The following is an 18400-nucleotide window of genomic DNA, read 5'->3' as shown; positions in this document are numbered from 1 at the left end:
CCTGTGGTCTTTGAAGAGCAATGACGTATTTAAAGAAACTCTTGCATTGCGGAAAGTTAGGTTATAACGGTATCACACTTTGCCTTGAATCTAAACGTCAAGCATGTTGATTTCGAGACATAGCAAATAACTTTTGAGAACGACTCATGGTCAGAAAATTAACAATCGCAATAGCAGCTATTCTAGCTCTGGCGATCGCCTCCTGTTCTTCGGAAGGCACACAGGAATCTACCAATCCCACGCCACCTGACGCGCCAGCTACAACAAATCCTGCAAATCAAGCAGCTACCCCACCTGTACCGTCTAAAGGAGCAAAGCCAGCCTTTTCCAACCCAGTGGTTGCAGCAAAGCCTCCTTCCCCAAATGTTTCAACATCTGCTAATTTAATTCAACCTACTAATGGTTTACAACGGCAAAGTCTTGTGGATACAGGGCGTAACGATCCGTTTGAACAAATTACAGGCTCGTATCCTGGGATGGGATCTAATCCCGGAGTTATAGGAAGAATCAGAGCAGTTCCTACATTGCCTCCTCTGCGTTCTGGTAAAATACCTCAACGTGGATCGACAGGAAAATCGAGAGTGCAAACGAATTCAGCAAAGAGAAATCTTTTGAAGAATCAGCAAAAGAGGAAATCGAGTGCGATCGCAATTCTTCCAAAAAAGAAACTGAAACCGCCTACCGCTAGAGTGCTGCCTAAAGTACTACCCCAAGTTGTACCCAATCCGGGCTTAACAGCTATGGCACCACCTCCACCACAACCAGAATTAGCTAGAGCAGTTGTGGTTACAGGTGTAGTTCTCATTGGCAGAGAACCCCAAGCAATTATCAAAGTCCCAAATGAGCCGACAAGCCGATACGTACAAGCAGGACAGAGATTGGCAAACGGAGTGTTAATTAAACGCATTGAAATGAATGAAGGCTCCGAACCTATCGTAATTTTGGAACAATATGGTATAGAAGTTGCCAGAATGGTAGGAGAAGGGGCTGATAAGGACAAGCAGGCACCCACAGCATCTATTGGAAGTCCTATGTCCTAGCAGTCCCATCTCTAAATTTGTTCCAACCGGAGCTAAGTAAAGATGGAGACAAAAGAGAAAATTGAATTTGCTGGTTTACCTTTAGCCGTTTATCGAGAGATAGCAGCTCATTTGCGTCAAGTGGAAGGAGTAGAAGTCAGCTTAATTCCCCAAACATCACAAGAGTTTGATTACAATCAAAGCCAAGTTGGTGGCTTGTGGATTGAATATACTTCAAGCTCTAATTTGCAAAGCCGACAAAGAGTAAGGCAAATTTTGACCTACTATCAAAGTCAACTAAAGGATAAAGTATGATTCTTTCATTCTTTATCCTTTTCGTTTTGATGACTTTTATTGCATAAATTTATCGGGTAATTCTACTATTGAGGTAATCAGTATCTTAGAAGAAACACAGAGTAAAAATATGCAAGCCGCCTATAAACTTAAAGGCAAAAATGTTGAAGGAAGCTATCCAACTGCAAACCCATTGTACTGCCGCATAAACGGCGAATGATATGCCAATACAATATCCTCTTTGGGTACCCCTAGTTCCACCAATTCATTCGCCACACCCACTTCTGTACCATCGTACTGAATCCAAATCTTATCGCCTTTTAAGTCAATATGAATGAGGGAACCATACACGCGACGACTTTTATTCCAGCCGGAGCGTACTACCTGATAGTGATCTCCTTCGCTATCAAATACAGTGTGTACTTCTATATCACCGTAAACTGGTTTAATCTGATTGTGGTCAATCAGTACTTGCTTAATTATTTGGCGGTACTGTTCAATTTTATCCATTGTACGATCCCCTCCTTTTCCACATCATATATTAGTAAATTAAGCCGATGTTCTTGGGTCACTTCTTGAATAAACCTGAGCCGGAAAAATTCTTCATAAGTTTGTAAGGGAACAGCTAAGTAAAGAATCCGCTCGGGTTCAATTGCACGTAAGGCAGAGCGATAATTGAGGAACTGTCCCAAGGCAGTGTGAAATTCAGAAATGGTAGAGGGAGCAATAAAGCTTTTTACTTCCACAGCAATTTTTTCACTCCCTCGCTCTGCAGCAACTAAGCGTTCAGCTCCCAAGTCAATCTGCATTTGTACATCCCCATAATCTATTGGAAATAACTCATGAGTAATAGTCCACCCATCCCGAATGAGCGCAGACTTGACCAAATTGTGAAATCTATCCTTTGCTGACACCTGTGCCTCCACTTAGCAGAATTAAGCCGTCGCCCAGCCCAAATTTATGGTAACAGTCTCCCTTGGCTTATCCTAAGCCAATACAGTAGTCAATATGGGTAAAAAACCCGGTTTTGCGCTTAGGTACAAAGCTTGATATCTTGTTAGCTCAACTTCAAAAAACCGGATTGCGTGTGATTACTGTACTGGTGCTCTAGAATGTTGCAATATACCTTGAACTAAAGTTTATGTTTTATAGAAACCGTAAATTTACGATCTCTATATTCTTAAAGAACCACTCAGCTGTTCTTCAGAAATCCAAGCACCGTGGAATCCATAAGGGACTCGCTGAGGAAGTAGCACTCGTGCTATAGGTTCACCTGTTATGTCTTGGGCGTTGACCACCACTAGTTCGGAAGCATCTTCATTGGTATCGTAAACAAAGGTTACAAGCCAGCCATCATCTTCAGCAGTCGCCCCAGGACGAGGGACAAATACAGCTTCACCACCATAGCGTCCTTGCCCAAATTTATGGGTTTCAGACTTACCAGTATTTAAATCATACTTGATGATACCCTCAAACAAAGGAAGAGAACTTTGGGCAATTTTACCAGTGTACCCGTATCGCGTTTTTTGTCCTAACAAATTTTCATTGATACGAGGAAAATCTGACGCTACATCATCTAGCATTTCTTCATTGACATTTCCTATGCTGAGGTTAAACCGCCACTGATGCAAGCGTGGAATATTTGCTTCTGGATCGGATTGTGCGTCATCTGAACCCAAAACAGTAGAAGAACTCATGCGACAAGCAATAAGTACAACTTCATCTCCATTCTCGTAAGCATTTAGGGTATGGAAAACATAGCAAGCAGGGCTTTCAAACCACCGTATATTAAGGTTATCTCCAAATCGGGGAACGATCCCAAAACGGCTTGGTCTATCTGGCTCAAACATTATCCAAGGTTTTCCCGTTTGTACCCTTTCCTGATTAAAAGTCATGGGCAAATCCATGAAAATTGTGTAGTTCTGGGTAATAGCAAAATCGTGCATCATAACTGGCTGCGGTATGTCAATAGGTACTGTCCGCAGTAACTCTCCTTCTGCTGAAACTACCCCATATTGCAGGTAAGGTGATGCAAATGAGTAGCCAAAAAACATCATTTCGCCTGTTTTTGGATCCACTTTAGGATGTGCGGTAAAGGGAGAAGCCAGGTTGCCTTTGTAGGTGTATTCGCTAATAGTTTCTAAATGGGGAACCTGAATGGCATGAGGAGCACCGCCTTCCCAGAGTGCCAGTAGTTGACCAGCATGCCACACGAGTGCCGTGTTAGCAGTATTTTTATACATACCGCCAGGATTATCCTTCGATCGCGGTTCTAAAAACCCACTCCAAATAGCTTTATTCGCTTCATGCTCTACTTTCCATCCCTTAGTTCGCACGTAGCGATTGCGATAAGTTGCTTTGCCATCGCTAATCCTAACCCCATGCAGCATCCCGTCACCATCAAACCAGTGGTACTGTCCAATGGGTTCCCATTGGGGGTTAGAACCATTGCGTACAAACATTCCTGACAAATGAGATGGTAATTTTCCTTTGACTTGCAGGGTGCTCGAAGTCATTTCTTTTTGTACTGGGGCAAAGTTACCGCTTAGAAAAGGGTTCTCGGTTGTTGTTACCATTAGACCTGTTTGCTGTCGAAGTAAATGTGTTTACTATGAGCCTAACTCTTTATTTCCTCCGTCACGGACAGACTGATTGCAGCCGTAATAACATGTTTTGTGGTTCCATCGACCCAGAACTAACCACCGATGGCTTGTCTATGGCAAAGTCTTTTGCCGATTCGTACAAATCTACTCCTTGGAAGGCAATTTTTTGCAGCCCAATGGAACGCACTGTGGCGACTGCAAAACCTTTGTGTGATGCCATAGGGATGGAACCAGAACTGCGAGATGGGTTGAAGGAAATTAATTATGGCAAGTGGGAAGGAAAATCACCAGAAACGGTGAGTTCAGAATTTCACGATGATTATATCCGTTGGTTAGCAGATCCGGCATGGTATGCGCCGACTGGTGGGGAAATGGCAGTTGCGATCGCATCTCGCTCTACACAAGTTATTGAAGAAATTAAACAGCTTTACAGTGAAGGTAATGTTTTAATTGTTTCCCATAAAGCGACTATCAGAATTATGTTATGTAGCCTTTTGGGAATTGATGTAGGGCGCTTTCGCTACCGTTTGGGATGTCCTGTTGGTTCAGTCAGTATTGTAGAATTTAGCTCCCACGGTCCTTTGTTGAAGGCATTGGCTGAGCTTACTCATTTAGATGAGCGGTTGCGCCATTTACCAGGAACTTAGTCCATAATTTTACAAGTTCGTAACGAAATAAAGATGGTACAAATCGTTTGTAGTTGCGCTTTAGCAAAGACAGCGCAACTACGAACCAACACGCTACGAATTTATGAAAAGCTGTACTTAGCGCATCGGTACAGTAATACCAAAAACCCGGTTTCTTCAAATTGAGCATACGAGATATCAAGCTTTGCAGCTTTGCAGTAGGGTGGGCATTGCCCACCCTACTTGTATTTCAAATCTGACTTTTTCTGACTTTTAAAGACCTATTTTTATTTAAAACTTATGACTTTTTATGATTTTTTCATACCGCCTAATCTTAAGAACTGATTTAAAGTGTATTGGTAAAGAAATTCATTTTTAAATATTGTTGTCCTTTCATATTTCTAGAAGCCCTCATCAAGGGCAAGAGGTACTTATGATTTCAGAAAAACTAGATGCTATTCAAGAAATTCAAAAGGAAAATGTTGAAATATATCAATGGACAAAGCAGTGGTATCCTGTCGCTGTTGTAGACTTTCTAGATTCTTCCCGTGTCCATGCAACCCAGCTATTAGGTAAGGATATCGTCCTATGGCGTGATGGTTCCGGCAAATGGCGTTGCTTTGAAGATGCTTGCCCTCACCGACTCGCACCTTTTTCTGAAGGTCGTGTAGAATCTGATGGTACGCTTTTATGTTCTTACCACGCTTGGCGCTTTAATGGGAATGGCAACTGTGTCAGCATTCCCCAGTCCAAAGATGAGCAGACAGAAGCAAAGCATTGCTCAAATCGCAAGTCTTGTGCTATTTCCTATCCTACACAAGAATGTCAGGGATTATTGTGGGTATGGGCGGAGTCTGGTGCCAATGCACAAGTAGAGAGTGAATTGAAGACACCTCGACTCATTCCAGAACTTGAGAATTACTCAGACAAAGAACTACAACTGTTGCGGAATATACGTGATATTCCCTATGGGTGGGACTCTTTCATGGAAAATGTTATTGACCCCGCTCACGTTCCTGTTGCTCATCACGGTATTTTAGGGAATCGGTACAAGGATGCCAAATATTTTGATATGCTCCGCGTTCGCGATATGTCTACTGAGGAAGGGTTTTCCTTTGAAGTGACGCCAACTCCTCCAAACGTTGAGAAGTGGGTTTATGACTTTCAACCACCCTGTCACTTGAAAATTACTTCAATTTTTAACAATGGCACAAAACTGATTGTAGGTTTATATGCCATTCCCATCCGCCCTGGATGGTGTCGCCATATCCAATCTCAGGTATTAATTAAAAATGAGGTAGGTAAAACAACGAAAGGTTTAGGATTCTTTGGGGTAAAGATGCCTATCTGGTTGAGTCATGTGCTCGCTTCCCAGTTCCTGCATCAAGATTTAGCTTTCATACATCACCAAGAGAAAATTTTAGCCAAACGGCAAACAGGTAAATGGCAAGATGCTGTTTATACACCAAACCCCCAAGATAAAATGGTCATTGTCTTTCGTAAATGGTGGGAGACGAGAGTACGCTCTGGTATTCCTTGGGTTGCGGGATGTAATCCTGAACTTCCAGCACCAGAGCGAGATAAGCAAAAGTTATTTGATGTATGGACAACCCATACTCAACACTGTAAGGTTTGTCAAGATGCGCTGAAAAATATCAATCGTCTCACTGTACTAGCGTATATAGCTGCTGTCGCGTGTTTTGGTTTGGGCATTATGGTCGATGCACGGGCTATGGCGCTCAAAGCAGCAGTTGTGACTGCTGAGCAAACTACCACATCCTTTTTCACTATTATTCCGTCCACAGGCTTTTGGTACGCGTTAGTCGGTGCGATCGCATTTGCAACAGTAGGATATTTGCTGAAAAAATTCAGTCGGCTTTTCTACGTATACGAGTTTGAACACGCTCGGAATGATTGATAAATGAAAATGGGTATGGGACATTGGGCATTAAGGATAGTTATTCTTCCTTGTCCCTAACCTCTAACCCCTAACCCCTACGATATGTTGCTTCAAGGTTCCTGCCATTGTGGAGCAGTGCGTTTCACCGTCAAAAGTGTCTATCCTTATCCGTTTTCGCGATGTTATTGCTCAATTTGCCGCAAAACAGCAGGAGCGGGCGGATATGCTATCAACCTTTCTGGCGATCAAACGACATTGCAAGTTGAGGGCGAGGAAAATATTACCATTTACCACGCCCGAATTCAAAATCCAGAAGATGAAAAACCGCGCATTAGCAAAGGTGAGCGCCACTTTTGCCGACATTGCGGTTCATTTTTGTGGGTTTATGACTCTGATTATCCGGAACTTGTCCACCCTTTTGCTTCAGCGATTGACTCTGAATTGCCAAAGACACCAGAGCAAGTTCACCTTATGCTGGATTTTGCAGCCAATTGGATAGAAATTCCGCAAAATCCTAGCGATCGCCATTATCCGCGCTATCCCGATGAATCTATTGCTGAGTGGCACTCTAGACTTGGTTTAACAGATAGCGAGTAGTAGAGACGCGCCATGGCGCGTCTCTACATTATTGTTGCAGATTTTTCAAGTACTCAGAGAGAGCTTCATTTACCAGATGAGTCATTGGCTTACCTTGGCTCTGAGAAACTTCCTTCAATTGAGTGTAAACCTCTTCGTGAAGGGTGATGCGACGGCGTGTTTTGTTAGCAGCAGTTGTTGTATTAGCTATTGCTACAACTTGACCATCGCTTTCCTCTGTAATGGGCGCAGTGGTAGAGTCTGCCATTGTTTCAACTAAACCATCGCTATCGTCTGTAATATCATCTGACTTCATAGCAGTTTCCGATTCATATTTAGCCGCAAACTCGCGGATGGCATCAAATCCAACGCGATCGCAAAAGTCTCCAAACTTCTCCTCAGCTTGACGCTGTTGTTTGAAGTAAACGAAAATTGGCTCTAGTTGGGTTTCCAAGTCGTTAACGTGCATCCGTTCCATATAAGGAACTGCCAGCCTTGTTTGATTTGGTGAGCCTCCCAACCAAACTTGGTAAGATTCTGGGGCGCTACCGACAAAGCCAACTTCTGCCATGTAAGGACGAGCACAACCATTAGGGCATCCTGTCATTCTTACCACAAAATGTTCATTTTGTAAACCACTCTTATTTAAAAGAGTGCGAATCCGATCCAATATTTCTGGAATGACTCGTTCTGACTCTGTTACAGCCAACCCGCAGGTAGGCAAAGCCGGACAAGCCATTGAATAACGCACAATCGGATCGATTTTTTCGAGGTCAAAGACAACACCATAACGGCTGAGAATGTCTTGAATTGCTTGCTTGTGTTCTGGTTGAATATCGTACAGTATGACGTTTTGGTGAGGTGTTAAGCGGATCGGCAAATTAAATTGCTCGACAATTTCCCGCAACGCCGTTTTCAGTTGAAAATTCCCTTCATCTTTAATCCGACCATTGTCAATGGAAATGCCTAAGAAAAGCTTGCCATCGCCCTGTTCGTTCCATCCCAAAAAGTCATAGTACTGAAACTCTGGCAATGGTTTAAAAGCTTGCAAAGGCTTGCCAAAGTATTTCTCCACCATTGACTGGAATTTGTCAACACCCCAATCATTAATTAAGTATTTTAGTCTAGCGTGACGGCGGTCAGTGCGATCGCCATAATCTCTTTGAGTTGCAACAATTGCTTTGACGATCTCGTAGGCATCTTCCTTATCTACGTAACAAATTGGATCTGCCAGTCTTGCAAAAGTTTCTTCTTTATTATGTGTTCGTCCCAAGCCACCACCGGCAAAGATATTAAATCCTTCTAACTCTCCCTCAGAATTAGTTATCACAACCAAGGTGAGGTCTTGGCTGTACAAATCTATTGAATTATCTCCTGGAACGGTGACACAAACTTTAAACTTGCGCGGCATATAGTATGTGCCGTAGATAGGCTCTTCCTTATCGTGAAAGATTGTTCCAGTGCCATTTTTTTCTCGCGCTGCTTTCACCTCTGGGTTTTCTTCAGCACTCAGAGCCATTTCGCCATCCAGCCAAATTTCATAGTAAGCCCCTGTTTGAGGTGCTAGCAAATGAGCAATGCGATCGGCATATTCCCAAGCATATTCGTACTCAGACTTATTTTTAAAAGGTGCTGGAGGTGCCATCACGTTGCGATTTAGGTCACCACAGGCTCCCAGCGTAGAACCCATGCTTTGAATAATAGAAGCGATCGCAGCCTTAAGATTCTTCTTTAAAATTCCGTGCAACTGAAAACCTTGACGAGTTGTTGCTCGTAAAGTGTGATTCCCATGTTCATCAGCCAGCTTATCCAAAGCTAGGTAAAGCTCTGGTGGAACAAATCCACCCGGATTTCTTGTCCGCAGCATGAACTGGTAATCTTTTTCCTGCCCCTTGACTCGATTATCACGATTATCTTGTTGATAAGAGCCATGAAACTTCAGAATTTGTACTGCATCTTCACTAAAGTGAGTTGTATCCTGAAGTATTTCAGTTGCCACAGGTTCGCGCAAAGAGTTACTGCGTTCCTTAATGGCTTCTACTTTGGAAGGCTTACGGCTTGTGGTCGGGGAAGGAGCAGATTTAACCATTGGAGTAATAGAAAATTACCAATATGCGTCACAATATGCCAAAGCGTGAACTAATATGCACCCTTACGGCTTTTATATCCACAAAATCCGAGCGAGATTTAGAGGATTAGTATGATTTTAACACGGCAAAAAGCTGAGTTTACGAGTGGTGTAACACATCAATAAACCCAGCAACATTACTTATACTATGTTTATGTTCCAATTTTTTAGGAATATTTAAGAGGCACTACCCCCTACTCCCTACCCCCTAACCCCTTACTTAAACCGATAACCTATGCCACCGTTAACACTAACAGCAGAAGCAGGGCTATTTTCGTAAGCATTAACGCCTACAGTAGCATTGCTGTAGATAAGGAAGTTTTTACCAACCTCAGATTCTACCCCAGCCACCAAAGCCACTCCATCGTCGTTACCACTTGGAGTTGGTTGACCGTTAGCTTCCACAAATTGGTAACCAACACCTACATAAGCATTAGTACCTTTAGCAATTCCCAAGTCTGCGGAAACATGGGGAATAATAGCACTCGTCTCACTACTAAAGTTAACTTGACCGCGTGCAGAAAAAGGAGTCTCACCTAACTTCAAACGACCAGTAACGTTACCTCCAAATGTGGCAGCATCACCATTTTGTCCGCCATTGGTAATACCAGCAGAAACACCAGCACCAACATAGCTAGCATCAGTTCCTTTTTGTTTTTGAGGTTGAGCAGAAGCTTGACCAGCCGAAAGGATAACAGGAGCAATTACTATGGAAGACAGTGCAGAAATTGTCACAAAAGACTTGAGTAACCGTTTCATAAAACCTACCAATTGTTCTAGGTATTGCTTTTACATTTAAGGTCGAAAAAGGAACAGAAAGGTTCCAGAAAATTTCTAAAAATTTTCCATCAACCCCTGTTGCTGCTATAGATGAATCACACCATTTATTAAGAAATTAACTCTATAAATAAAGCATTCTAATTACAAAAAAAACTTTTTAATGTCCGGAATAAAAAATTAACAGTAGACAGTTATTTTAGTGTCACATCAATTTAGGGTTTAGGGACTAGGGAAGAGGAATTTTTATATTTAGTCATGAAAACATTCACTCTCTTAATCTGTTAAGAGGATGTTTGTAAAGTCTCAATTCATACTTGCCTTTGCGAATAGAATTCGCGGCTATACAAGCGAAACCCACCTTCGTGGGTTTCAACACCTTAATTCTTTATTAGTCCGCGTAGGCGGACTTTGTTTGTATAGTAGCGAATTCTATTCGCCCAGGACTTTTAAAACATCCTTTAAGGATTATATGATTTTGTGATGACGATATAAAAGATTCTTACTCGTAATTACCCAAATATCTTTCAATCATTAACTCATTGTAATTAAATAATACCTCAATCTTATTTAGGTAATAAATCCAATTTATAAAATTACTAATAAAGTCGAATGTATTAACGTATTTTTGTCAAGTTCAAGTTAGGGATTGCAGTAATTACACCAAGATGGGTCTGCTTCTTGTATTCCATCTGGAAACATCACGTCTTTAAAAAATCCACATTTTTGACATTTATAAGTGACAGCAAGAGTCAGTTCTGTGGGAGAGAGGCAATAAGCACAAGGTAATCCCCTTTTTCTGGAAAATACATCAAACCCAGGAAAGTCACAATTGGGACAAGCATTTCGGATTTTCTGAATCAAGTCATGGGTTGCTCTAGCAATATTTTTCATCCTTGTAGGGTTGTAAAGAGCACGCATATCAGTTTCTATATGGATTTCACCAGTCTTAGACCGCTTTAAAGCATATGTGACTGCTTCCACAAGTTGTTCTGTTGTATTGATACCTTTGATAATTTCTTCTTGATTTTCAGATGAAGAATGAACCATGACTACAACAGCGTGTTCGGGAAAGCCAACTTTTGCAGCGAACTCACGTGCTTCTGGAATGCTTGCGATCGCTCGATGGCTGAAGTTAGTTTCAATAGTAACTGATTGACCGATGATTTTTAGTTCATTTGTTCTATCTATGAGAATCACGATTTCTAGATTACATGGCACAAACGGATTGCTTGGATGAGGACTAAATGACCCCTCACTTGCTAAGGCTAGCGTTTCATTTGTAACAGACAAGATTGATTCTGCTTTCAATCTTGCTGCTTCGATTTGACTTCCTGTCCTTTTTATATCCCTTGTAAATGTACCAAAGCGATCCGTATCAAAATCTTGTGGAACTATAACTTTGATACCTAATTCTTGTTCGAGAATTGGAGCGATCGCCTTCTCTTTATGATGCTTGGTAGCTAGTATTGCCACTCGATTGTCAAATAGTGGATGTTTTTTCATATCTGTGGGAACTTAAACACAAAGTAACTCTCAATGGCTTAAATGCTCTTTTACTAACAAAAAATATAGTCATTCTAAATCATTTGTGAGAAACCAGATCCCCGACTTCTTAAAGAAGTCGGGGATCTGAAGCTTGTTTATAGACTTAAATCAATCGTTTCTATAAGTAAATTGGTTAACGCCTATCGTACAATATAAGGTCATCTACTCTTAATAAAACTCAATACATTCCATTATTAAAATCCTCTATTTGCTTAAATAAACGATTATTACATCGTTCTAAAGACAGGGAAACATTAATTTATTCTTATAGTTATCATTAATTTATATTAACATATAGACTAAGTTGAACCTAAAGCAGTACTTAGATAAATTTTATCTATGGTAAACATATAAGATTTTTTTAATAATCCAGAGTGAAAATTAACAAATCCTTTGAAAAAGGTGATAAATTTGTCTACAACAAATAATTCAAACCAAAGACAAATACATAACTAGTGTTCTTGAGTCTGACTTAAGTTTCAAATCACGAATAAATAGTGTTTTTGAGCAAGGAATATCTTTGTTCCATTGCAACATGACTGTAATCAAAAATAATTGAAATTGAAACAGGAAAACATTTATGCCTGAATTTTCTCGACGCAAATTTTTATTAACTGCTGGAGTTTCTGCTGCTGGTTCTATATTCTTAAAAGGGTGTTTGGGCAATCCTCCCGAACCTGGTGGTACGACAACTCAAGCACAACAAGTTGTTGCTACTAATATCAGTGCAGCAGATGCGCCAGAAACCACCACAGTGAAACTAGGATATATTCCAATTGTTGAAGCAGCGCCTCTCATTATTGCAAAAGAAAAAGGTTTTTTTGCCAAATATGGAATGACTAATGTTGATTTATCCAAACAAGCGAATTGGGGTTCGGCAAGAGACAACGTAGAAATTGGAGCGGCCGGCGGCGGAATTGATGGTGGTCAATGGCAGATGCCCATGCCTTATTTGATTTCTGAAGGACGCATTACTAAGGGTAATAAAAAACTTCCCATGTATGTCCTAGCTCAATTAAATACTCAAGGCAATGGTATTGCGATCGCAAACAAACATCTAGGCAAAGGGATTGGCGTAAGAGTTGCTGGGAAGGAAACGTTTTTTGCTCAATTGAAATCAGCAAACGCCGTCTTTAAAGCCGCTCAAACCTTCCCAGGAGTCAATCAAGATTTTTGGATTCGCTACTGGTTAGCTGCATCGGGTGTCGATCCAGACAAGGACATTCAACTTCTAACAGTGCCTGCAGCGCAAACAGTTGCAAACATGAAGACAGGAACAATGGATGCCTTTAGTACTGGCGACCCCTGGCCTTACCGAATTGTCCAAGATAAGATTGGCTTCATGGCAGCGCTAACGGCTGAAATCTGGAAAAACCATCCAGAAGAATATTTGGCAATGAGGGCAGATTGGGTTGACAAACATCCAAAAGCGACTAAAGCTCTTCTCAAAGGACTAATGGAAGCTCAGCAATGGTGCGATCGTTTTGACAACAGAAAAGAGTTAGCTCAAATCCTTGCAGGACGAAACTACTTTAACGTCCCTGTAGCAATTCTCAACGATCCATTCATGGGTAAATACAACATGGGTGATGGTCGCACAATTGATGATAGAAAAATGGCGGTGTTGTATTGGAAAGATGAAAAGGGTAGCGTTTCTTATCCATACAAGAGCCATGACCTCTGGTTTTTAACAGAAAGTGTGCGTTGGGGCTTCCTACCGGAAAATACCTTAGCAAATGCCAAAACACTGATAGATAAAGTTAATCGCGAGGACTTGTGGAAAGAAGCTGCTAAAGAATTAGGTGTAGCTGCTGCTGACATTCCCATCAGTACATCCCGTGGTGTTGAAGAGTTTTTTGATGGCATCAAGTTCGACCCAGAAAATCCTAAGGCTTACTTGCAAAGCCTCAAGATTAAAAAAGTTAGTGGGTAGGGGCGCAAGGCCGCCGCGCCCCTACAACTAACAACTAACAACTATCAACCAACAACTAACCAACAACAAATTAGAGGAGACAATCAATGGTAACACTACAAAGACGCAATAATGCTACTGTTCAAAATGCCTGGTTATCCCGTCTGCAAAAGCAATTTCCCGATCTTTTACCGCCATTAACTGCGATCGCAATCTTTCTAGTTATATGGCAGTTATTTACTTGGCTCCCTGGAGCAACATTACCGGGGCCAATTCAAGTTGTACAAGATACGTGGATACTGATTATGTATCCTTTTTATGACCGAGGTGGCATAGATAAAGGTTTATTTTGGCAAGTCCTTGCTAGTTTACAAAGGGTAGTGATTGGTTACTCGCTAGCAGCAGTTATCGGTATTAGCGTTGGTATTGCGCTCGGACTGAGTAAATCATTATCGAAAGCTTTAGATCCAATGATTCAACTCTTCCGTACCGTACCACCTCTAGCTTGGGTACCAATTTCTCTGGCTGCTTTAAGACAAAATGAACCTGCTGCCCTTTTCGTCATCTTTATCACAGCAATCTGGCCGATCTTAATCAATACAGCAGTTGGTGTGAAGCAAATTCCTCAAGATTACAATAACGTCGCTAAAGTTCTGCAACTTTCTCGCAAGGAATATTTTGTGAATATTCTGATACCTGCTGCTCTTCCCTATATTTTTACAGGTTTAAGAATTGCGATTGGTTTGGCTTGGTTAGCTATTATTGCAGCAGAAATTATCATGTCTGGTATTGTTGGGATTGGCTTTTTCATCTGGGATGCTTATCAAAATAACAATGTCAGTGAAATTATTTTAGCCCTCGTTTATATCGGTGTTGTTGGCTTAATTCTTGACAAGTGTATGCTGTGGGTGCAGTCAAGAATTTTGCCAGAAGAACAGAAATAGTGACCAGTGACCAGTGACCAGTGACCAGTGACCAGTGACCAGTGACCAGTGACCAATGACTAATGATAAAGGACTAATAAAAAATGAGCGTTTTTGTTGCTGTTGACCAAATTGATAAAGTTTTCTCCTTATCCGGTGGCGGTCAGTATATTGCTCTCAAAGGAATTGATCTTCAAATCAAAAAAGGAGAGTTTATTTCTCTGATTGGTCACTCCGGTTGTGGTAAGTCTACCCTACTGAATATGATTGCTGGTTTGGATTTACCAACTGAGGGTGTAGTAGCACTAGAAGGACAAAGAATTACAAGACCCGGTCCAGACAAGATGGTGGTGTTTCAAAATTATTCGCTCCTACCTTGGCGGTCAGTACGGGAAAATATTGCTCTTGCTGTCGATGCAGTGATGAAGGATGCTCCTGCAGGTGAACGCAAAGCAATTGTGGAAAAGCATATCGATCTAGTCGGTTTGCGTCCTCATGCTGATAAAGCCCCAGCAATGTTATCAGGCGGTCAAAAACAGCGAGTTGCGATCGCACGTGCTTTAGCGATTCGTCCTAAATTGCTCCTGTTAGATGAACCTTTTGGAGCATTGGACGCACTTACAAGAGGTAATTTGCAAGAACAGTTGATGCAAATTTGTCAGGAAAACGAAGTTACTGCAGTAATGGTGACTCACGACGTGGATGAAGCCGTGTTGTTGTCAGACAGAATTATCATGCTGACGAATGGACCGGAATCTAAAATAGGACAAATTTTGGAAGTCGATATTCCCCGACCTCGCAAGCGGATGGAAGTGGTAGAACATCCCAGCTATTACAGCTTGCGGAGTGAGATGATTTACTTCCTCAATCAACAAAAACGAATTAAGAAACTGAGAGCGCGGAAAGTTAAAGTACTTGCACGTCACGGTCTAGAAAAAGTTAACTTAGATATTGGTTTCCTTCCTCTGACTGCTTGCGCCCCTCTTGCTGTCGCTAAAGAAAAGGGCTTCTTTACAAAGTACGGTTTAGATGAAGTTAACTTAGTCCGCGAATCTAGCTGGCGCGGAATTACCGATGGTATTGCAGGTGGGTATTTAGATGCAGCACAAATGCCCTCAGGTATGCCTGTTTGGTTAACTGTCGGTGGTCATGGAGATGTCCCCACACCTGTTGTGAGCGCACTGACATTAACTCGCAATGGCAATGCCATTACCTTAGATAAGCGTTTTTATGACAAAGGAGTTTATACCTTAGCCGATTTTAAAAAATTGCTACAAGATTCCGCAGGGCAAAGCCATACTTTGGGGATGGTACACCCTTCCTCAATGCACAATATGCTTCTACGTTATTGGTTAGCAACAGCAGGCATTGATCCCGATTTAGATGTTTCTCTCAAAACTATTCCTCCAGCACAAATGGTAGCTGACTTACAAGCAGGAAGTATAGACGGTTACTGCGTGGGCGAGCCTTGGAATCTCCGAGCTGCAATAGAAGGTATTGGCTTTACCATAGCCACAGATTTAGAAATTTGGCAAGGACATCCCGGCAAAGTTTTGGGAGTTCGAGAAGATTGGGCAAATGCATATCCAAATACCCATATCGCTCTAGTTAAAGCTTTATTGGAAGCTTGTCGGTACTGTGCTGATGAAAAGAACTTTTCAGAAATTCGTCAGATTTTAGCTCGTCGCGAGTACATTAGCACTAACGAAGAATATATTCAGCTTGGCGATCCAAACTCTATGGTTTGCAACCTCGAACAACCAATGCGAGAGTACGCCCATCATCTATTCTTTGGTGACGGAGTCAATCGTCCCAGCCGCACCGAACATTTATGGATGATGACTCAAATGGCTCGTTGGGGTGATATTCCCTTCCCCCGCAACTGGATGGAAATTTTGGAAAGAGTTTGTCGAGTTAGCGTGTTTAGCACAGCAGCAAGGGAACTAGGTTTGCTTGATATTAAGTACCATCGCGGTCCTATTCAGCTATTTGATGGCACTGAATTTAATGCCGATGACCCTATTGCTTATCTCATCAGTCTCGAGATAAAACGCAATGTTTCTGTAGCAGAAGTTGTTATCCACACGCGTTCCTCCGTCGCTGCAGCCTAAGAATTTTAGATTTTGGATTTTGGATTAATCGATGAATTTAAAATCCAAAATAATATAAACACTCGCACGTTTACTTCTCGCGCAATGACCAAAACATCTACACAGCCTCTTGCTATTCCTACCCGTCCCCAACCTTTCTTGGTGATGGAAAACGTTTCTAAAGTCTATCCCACACCAAAGGGTCCTTTCGTAGTACTAGAAGATGTTAACCTCACCGTAAATCAGGGCGAGTTTATCTGCGTGATAGGTCACTCCGGTTGTGGTAAATCAACTTTACTGAACATGGTTGCAGGTTTTACTAAGCCTACTGGTGGCTCGGTGCTGCTGAACTCCAAGCCCATCACTCAACCGGGACCAGATAGGATGATGGTTTTCCAAAACTATGCTTTGTTACCTTGGCTCACTGCATTTGAAAATATTTACTTGGCACTTAATGCTGTTTTTCCTAACAAGCCAAAAGCACAGAAATCAACGATCGCACGGGAACATCTAGCATTGGTGGGACTAACAGAAGCTGCTGACAAAAAACCAACACAACTTTCCGGGGGGATGAAACAACGGGTTGCGATCGCAAGAGCTTTGGCAATTCGTCCTCAAGTGCTCATTTTAGATGAACCATTTGGGGCATTAGATGCTATCACCAAAGAAGAATTACAGGAAGAATTGCTGAAAATTTGGAACGAACGGCGATGCACGGTACTGATGATTACTCATGATATTGATGAAGCGTTGTTCCTTGCAGATCGCTTGATTATGATGACGAATGGACCTGCAGCAAATATTGGTGAAATCTTAAATATTCCTTTCCCCCGTCCACGCGATCGTGCTCGAATTATGGAAGATCCAAAATACTATCAACTTCGCAACTACGCTCTTGATTACCTGTTTCGTCGTTTTGCTCATGATGAGTAATTCGTAGTACGGGCAGGATGCCCGTACCACAAGATTTAAATAAAATATTCTTGTAGGGTGGGCATTGCCCACCTATTTTATTTGCTACAAAAAAGAAAAATAGAAATTTACTAACATCAATGACTTCAAAAGTTTTATCTGGACTCATGGGAGTATGCGTAGGGGATGCTTTGGGTGTTCCAGTAGAATTTACTACCCGTGCAGAACGATCGCGATCGCCGGTCACATCAATGCAGGGTTACGGAACTTGGGATGTACCAGCAGGCACATGGTCTGATGACAGTTCCCTGACATTTTGCTTGGCTGAGTGTCTTTGTGATGGGTTTTCACTGGATGCGATCGCCCAGTCATTTTGGCGCTGGTATAACGATAATCACTGGACAGCACGTGGCGAAGTCTTTGACATAGGCAATACAACATTTCTTGCCATTACGAATTTCAAACAAGGAGCACTACCTTTAGAAGCAGGAGAAAAGAGTGAAAGAAGTAATGGAAATGGCTCCTTAATGAGAATTTTGCCTATGGCTTACTGTTACAAAATATTAACTTTTTCAGAACTTATTTCTCGAACACATCAAGTTTCTTGCATCACTCACGCTCATCTCAGGTCACAAATGGCTTGCGGGATTTATATTAGTATTGCAGTTGGTCTTTTAGAAGGAGCCGATCCAAACACAGCTTATCAACAAGGATTAAAAAACATAGAAGGTATTTACTCAGATACCAAGTACGCTTCAGAGAGATCGCATTTTGCCAGAGTCATGAGTGGTGAAATTGCTCAGTTATCAGAAGAGAGCATTAATTCAAGTGGGTATGTAATCGATACATTAGAAGCATCACTTTGGTGTTTGCTGAATAGTTCATCTTATGCTGAAGCAGTATTAAAAGCTGTCAATTTAGGTGGAGATACAGATACAACTGCTGCTGTTACAGGAGGATTGGCAGGCATTTATTATGGAGTAGAAAATATTCCAGAAGAATGGACTGAGCAGATTGCTCGGAAATACGACATTATTAATTTGGCAATTCGTTTAGCATCTGTTGTTTGTTACTAAAATTTCTAGAATAAGA

16 protein-coding genes are annotated in these 18400 nt (G+C 41.7%); 10 read left to right on the top strand and 6 right to left on the bottom strand.

The features are described from left to right. The first annotated feature begins 146 nt into the window (after positions 1–146). Positions 147–1040, top strand: a complete 894-nt coding sequence (locus tag WA1_RS27510; protein WP_017745620.1) for a hypothetical protein — start codon at positions 147–149, stop codon at positions 1038–1040. Positions 1041–1082: 42 nt separating this feature from the next. Continuing rightward, positions 1083–1334 carry a hypothetical protein gene (locus tag WA1_RS27505; protein ID WP_017745619.1) on the top strand — a complete coding sequence of 84 codons (252 nt, stop codon included), beginning with the start codon at positions 1083–1085 and terminating at the stop codon, positions 1332–1334. 153 nt (positions 1335–1487) lie between these two features. On the opposite strand, the gene WA1_RS27500 is transcribed toward WA1_RS27505, so the two are convergent. From WA1_RS27500 to WA1_RS27490, 3 genes are all read right to left on the bottom strand, one after another. Next, entirely contained in the window at positions 1488–1823 is a 336-nt protein-coding gene (locus WA1_RS27500) for a XisI protein (protein ID WP_017745618.1), read from the bottom strand. Next, on the bottom strand, positions 1793–2227 hold the full coding sequence (locus WA1_RS27495; protein WP_017745617.1) for an element excision factor XisH family protein: 435 nt from the start codon (positions 2225–2227) through the stop codon (positions 1793–1795). The genes WA1_RS27500 and WA1_RS27495 overlap by 31 nt, the downstream gene beginning before the upstream one ends. 258 nt (positions 2228–2485) lie before the next feature. Beyond that, the gene (locus WA1_RS27490; protein WP_017745616.1) at positions 2486–3889 is read right to left on the bottom strand and encodes a carotenoid oxygenase family protein; all 1404 of its coding nucleotides are present in this window, start codon (positions 3887–3889) and stop codon (positions 2486–2488) included. 35 nt (positions 3890–3924) lie between these two features. Here WA1_RS27490 and WA1_RS27485 point away from each other — a divergent pair, with 35 nt between their 5' ends. From WA1_RS27485 to WA1_RS27475, 3 genes are all read left to right on the top strand, one after another. Continuing rightward, entirely contained in the window at positions 3925–4563 is a 639-nt protein-coding gene (locus tag WA1_RS27485; protein WP_026134908.1) for a histidine phosphatase family protein, read from the top strand. A gap of 412 nt (positions 4564–4975) precedes the next feature. Then, entirely contained in the window at positions 4976–6460 is a 1485-nt protein-coding gene (locus tag WA1_RS27480; RefSeq protein ID WP_017745614.1) for an aromatic ring-hydroxylating dioxygenase subunit alpha, read from the top strand. 84 nt (positions 6461–6544) lie between these two features. Then, a complete protein-coding gene (locus tag WA1_RS27475; RefSeq protein ID WP_017745613.1) occupies positions 6545–7039 on the top strand; it encodes a GFA family protein in 495 nt (164 codons plus the stop codon). 28 nt (positions 7040–7067) lie between these two features. On the opposite strand, the gene sir is transcribed toward WA1_RS27475, so the two are convergent. The 3 genes from sir to WA1_RS27460 all read right to left on the bottom strand — a co-directional run bounded on the left by sir (position 7068) and on the right by WA1_RS27460 (position 11429). Next, a complete protein-coding gene (sir, locus tag WA1_RS27470) occupies positions 7068–9107 on the bottom strand; it encodes a sulfite reductase, ferredoxin dependent (protein ID WP_017745612.1) in 2040 nt (679 codons plus the stop codon). Positions 9108–9362: 255 nt separating this feature from the next. Next, entirely contained in the window at positions 9363–9905 is a 543-nt protein-coding gene (locus WA1_RS27465; RefSeq protein ID WP_017745611.1) for an outer membrane beta-barrel protein, read from the bottom strand. Between the two features lie 660 nt (positions 9906–10565). After that, a complete protein-coding gene (locus WA1_RS27460) occupies positions 10566–11429 on the bottom strand; it encodes a DUF6671 family protein (protein WP_017745610.1) in 864 nt (287 codons plus the stop codon). A gap of 622 nt (positions 11430–12051) precedes the next feature. Between WA1_RS27460 and WA1_RS27455 the strand changes: the two genes are divergently transcribed. From WA1_RS27455 to WA1_RS27435, 5 genes are all read left to right on the top strand, one after another. After that, positions 12052–13404: a CmpA/NrtA family ABC transporter substrate-binding protein gene (locus WA1_RS27455; RefSeq protein WP_017745609.1), complete on the top strand. Its 1353-nt coding sequence runs from the start codon at positions 12052–12054 to the stop codon at positions 13402–13404. Positions 13405–13490: 86 nt separating this feature from the next. Next, on the top strand, positions 13491–14327 hold the full coding sequence (gene ntrB, locus WA1_RS27450; RefSeq protein ID WP_017745608.1) for a nitrate ABC transporter permease: 837 nt from the start codon (positions 13491–13493) through the stop codon (positions 14325–14327). Positions 14328–14410: 83 nt separating this feature from the next. After that, complete coding sequence (locus WA1_RS27445; protein WP_017745607.1) at positions 14411–16417, top strand: ABC transporter ATP-binding/substrate-binding protein; 2007 nt, start codon at positions 14411–14413, stop codon at positions 16415–16417. A gap of 84 nt (positions 16418–16501) precedes the next feature. Further along, on the top strand, positions 16502–17329 hold the full coding sequence (locus tag WA1_RS27440) for a nitrate ABC transporter ATP-binding protein (RefSeq protein WP_051077082.1): 828 nt from the start codon (positions 16502–16504) through the stop codon (positions 17327–17329). A 119-nt stretch (positions 17330–17448) separates the two neighbouring features. Continuing rightward, on the top strand, positions 17449–18384 hold the full coding sequence (locus tag WA1_RS27435) for an ADP-ribosylglycohydrolase family protein (protein WP_017745605.1): 936 nt from the start codon (positions 17449–17451) through the stop codon (positions 18382–18384). Positions 18385–18400: the final 16 nt, after the last annotated feature.

Source organism: Scytonema hofmannii PCC 7110 (assembly GCF_000346485.2).
Classification (GTDB): domain Bacteria; phylum Cyanobacteriota; class Cyanobacteriia; order Cyanobacteriales; family Nostocaceae; genus Scytonema; species Scytonema hofmannii.
This window is presented reverse-complemented; position numbering and strand designations above follow the sequence as displayed.

What these genes read in the sequence shown, in the direction of transcription:
- WA1_RS27510 (WP_017745620.1), top strand. Translation starts at nt 147, where the DNA reads ATGGTCAGAAAATTAACAATCGCAATAGCAGCTATTCTAGCTCTGGCG.
- WA1_RS27505 (WP_017745619.1), top strand. Translation starts at nt 1,083, where the DNA reads ATGGAGACAAAAGAGAAAATTGAATTTGCTGGTTTACCTTTAGCCGTT.
- WA1_RS27500 (WP_017745618.1), bottom strand. Translation starts at nt 1,823, where the DNA reads ATGGATAAAATTGAACAGTACCGCCAAATAATTAAGCAAGTACTGATT.
- WA1_RS27490 (WP_017745616.1), bottom strand. Translation starts at nt 3,889, where the DNA reads ATGGTAACAACAACCGAGAACCCTTTTCTAAGCGGTAACTTTGCCCCA.
- WA1_RS27485 (WP_026134908.1), top strand. Translation starts at nt 3,925, where the DNA reads ATGAGCCTAACTCTTTATTTCCTCCGTCACGGACAGACTGATTGCAGC.
- WA1_RS27480 (WP_017745614.1), top strand. Translation starts at nt 4,976, where the DNA reads ATGATTTCAGAAAAACTAGATGCTATTCAAGAAATTCAAAAGGAAAAT.
- WA1_RS27475 (WP_017745613.1), top strand. Translation starts at nt 6,545, where the DNA reads ATGTTGCTTCAAGGTTCCTGCCATTGTGGAGCAGTGCGTTTCACCGTC.
- sir (WP_017745612.1), bottom strand. Translation starts at nt 9,107, where the DNA reads ATGGTTAAATCTGCTCCTTCCCCGACCACAAGCCGTAAGCCTTCCAAA.
- WA1_RS27465 (WP_017745611.1), bottom strand. Translation starts at nt 9,905, where the DNA reads ATGAAACGGTTACTCAAGTCTTTTGTGACAATTTCTGCACTGTCTTCC.
- WA1_RS27460 (WP_017745610.1), bottom strand. Translation starts at nt 11,429, where the DNA reads ATGAAAAAACATCCACTATTTGACAATCGAGTGGCAATACTAGCTACC.
- WA1_RS27455 (WP_017745609.1), top strand. Translation starts at nt 12,052, where the DNA reads ATGCCTGAATTTTCTCGACGCAAATTTTTATTAACTGCTGGAGTTTCT.
- ntrB (WP_017745608.1), top strand. Translation starts at nt 13,491, where the DNA reads ATGGTAACACTACAAAGACGCAATAATGCTACTGTTCAAAATGCCTGG.
- WA1_RS27445 (WP_017745607.1), top strand. Translation starts at nt 14,411, where the DNA reads ATGAGCGTTTTTGTTGCTGTTGACCAAATTGATAAAGTTTTCTCCTTA.
- WA1_RS27440 (WP_051077082.1), top strand. Translation starts at nt 16,502, where the DNA reads ATGACCAAAACATCTACACAGCCTCTTGCTATTCCTACCCGTCCCCAA.
- WA1_RS27435 (WP_017745605.1), top strand. Translation starts at nt 17,449, where the DNA reads ATGACTTCAAAAGTTTTATCTGGACTCATGGGAGTATGCGTAGGGGAT.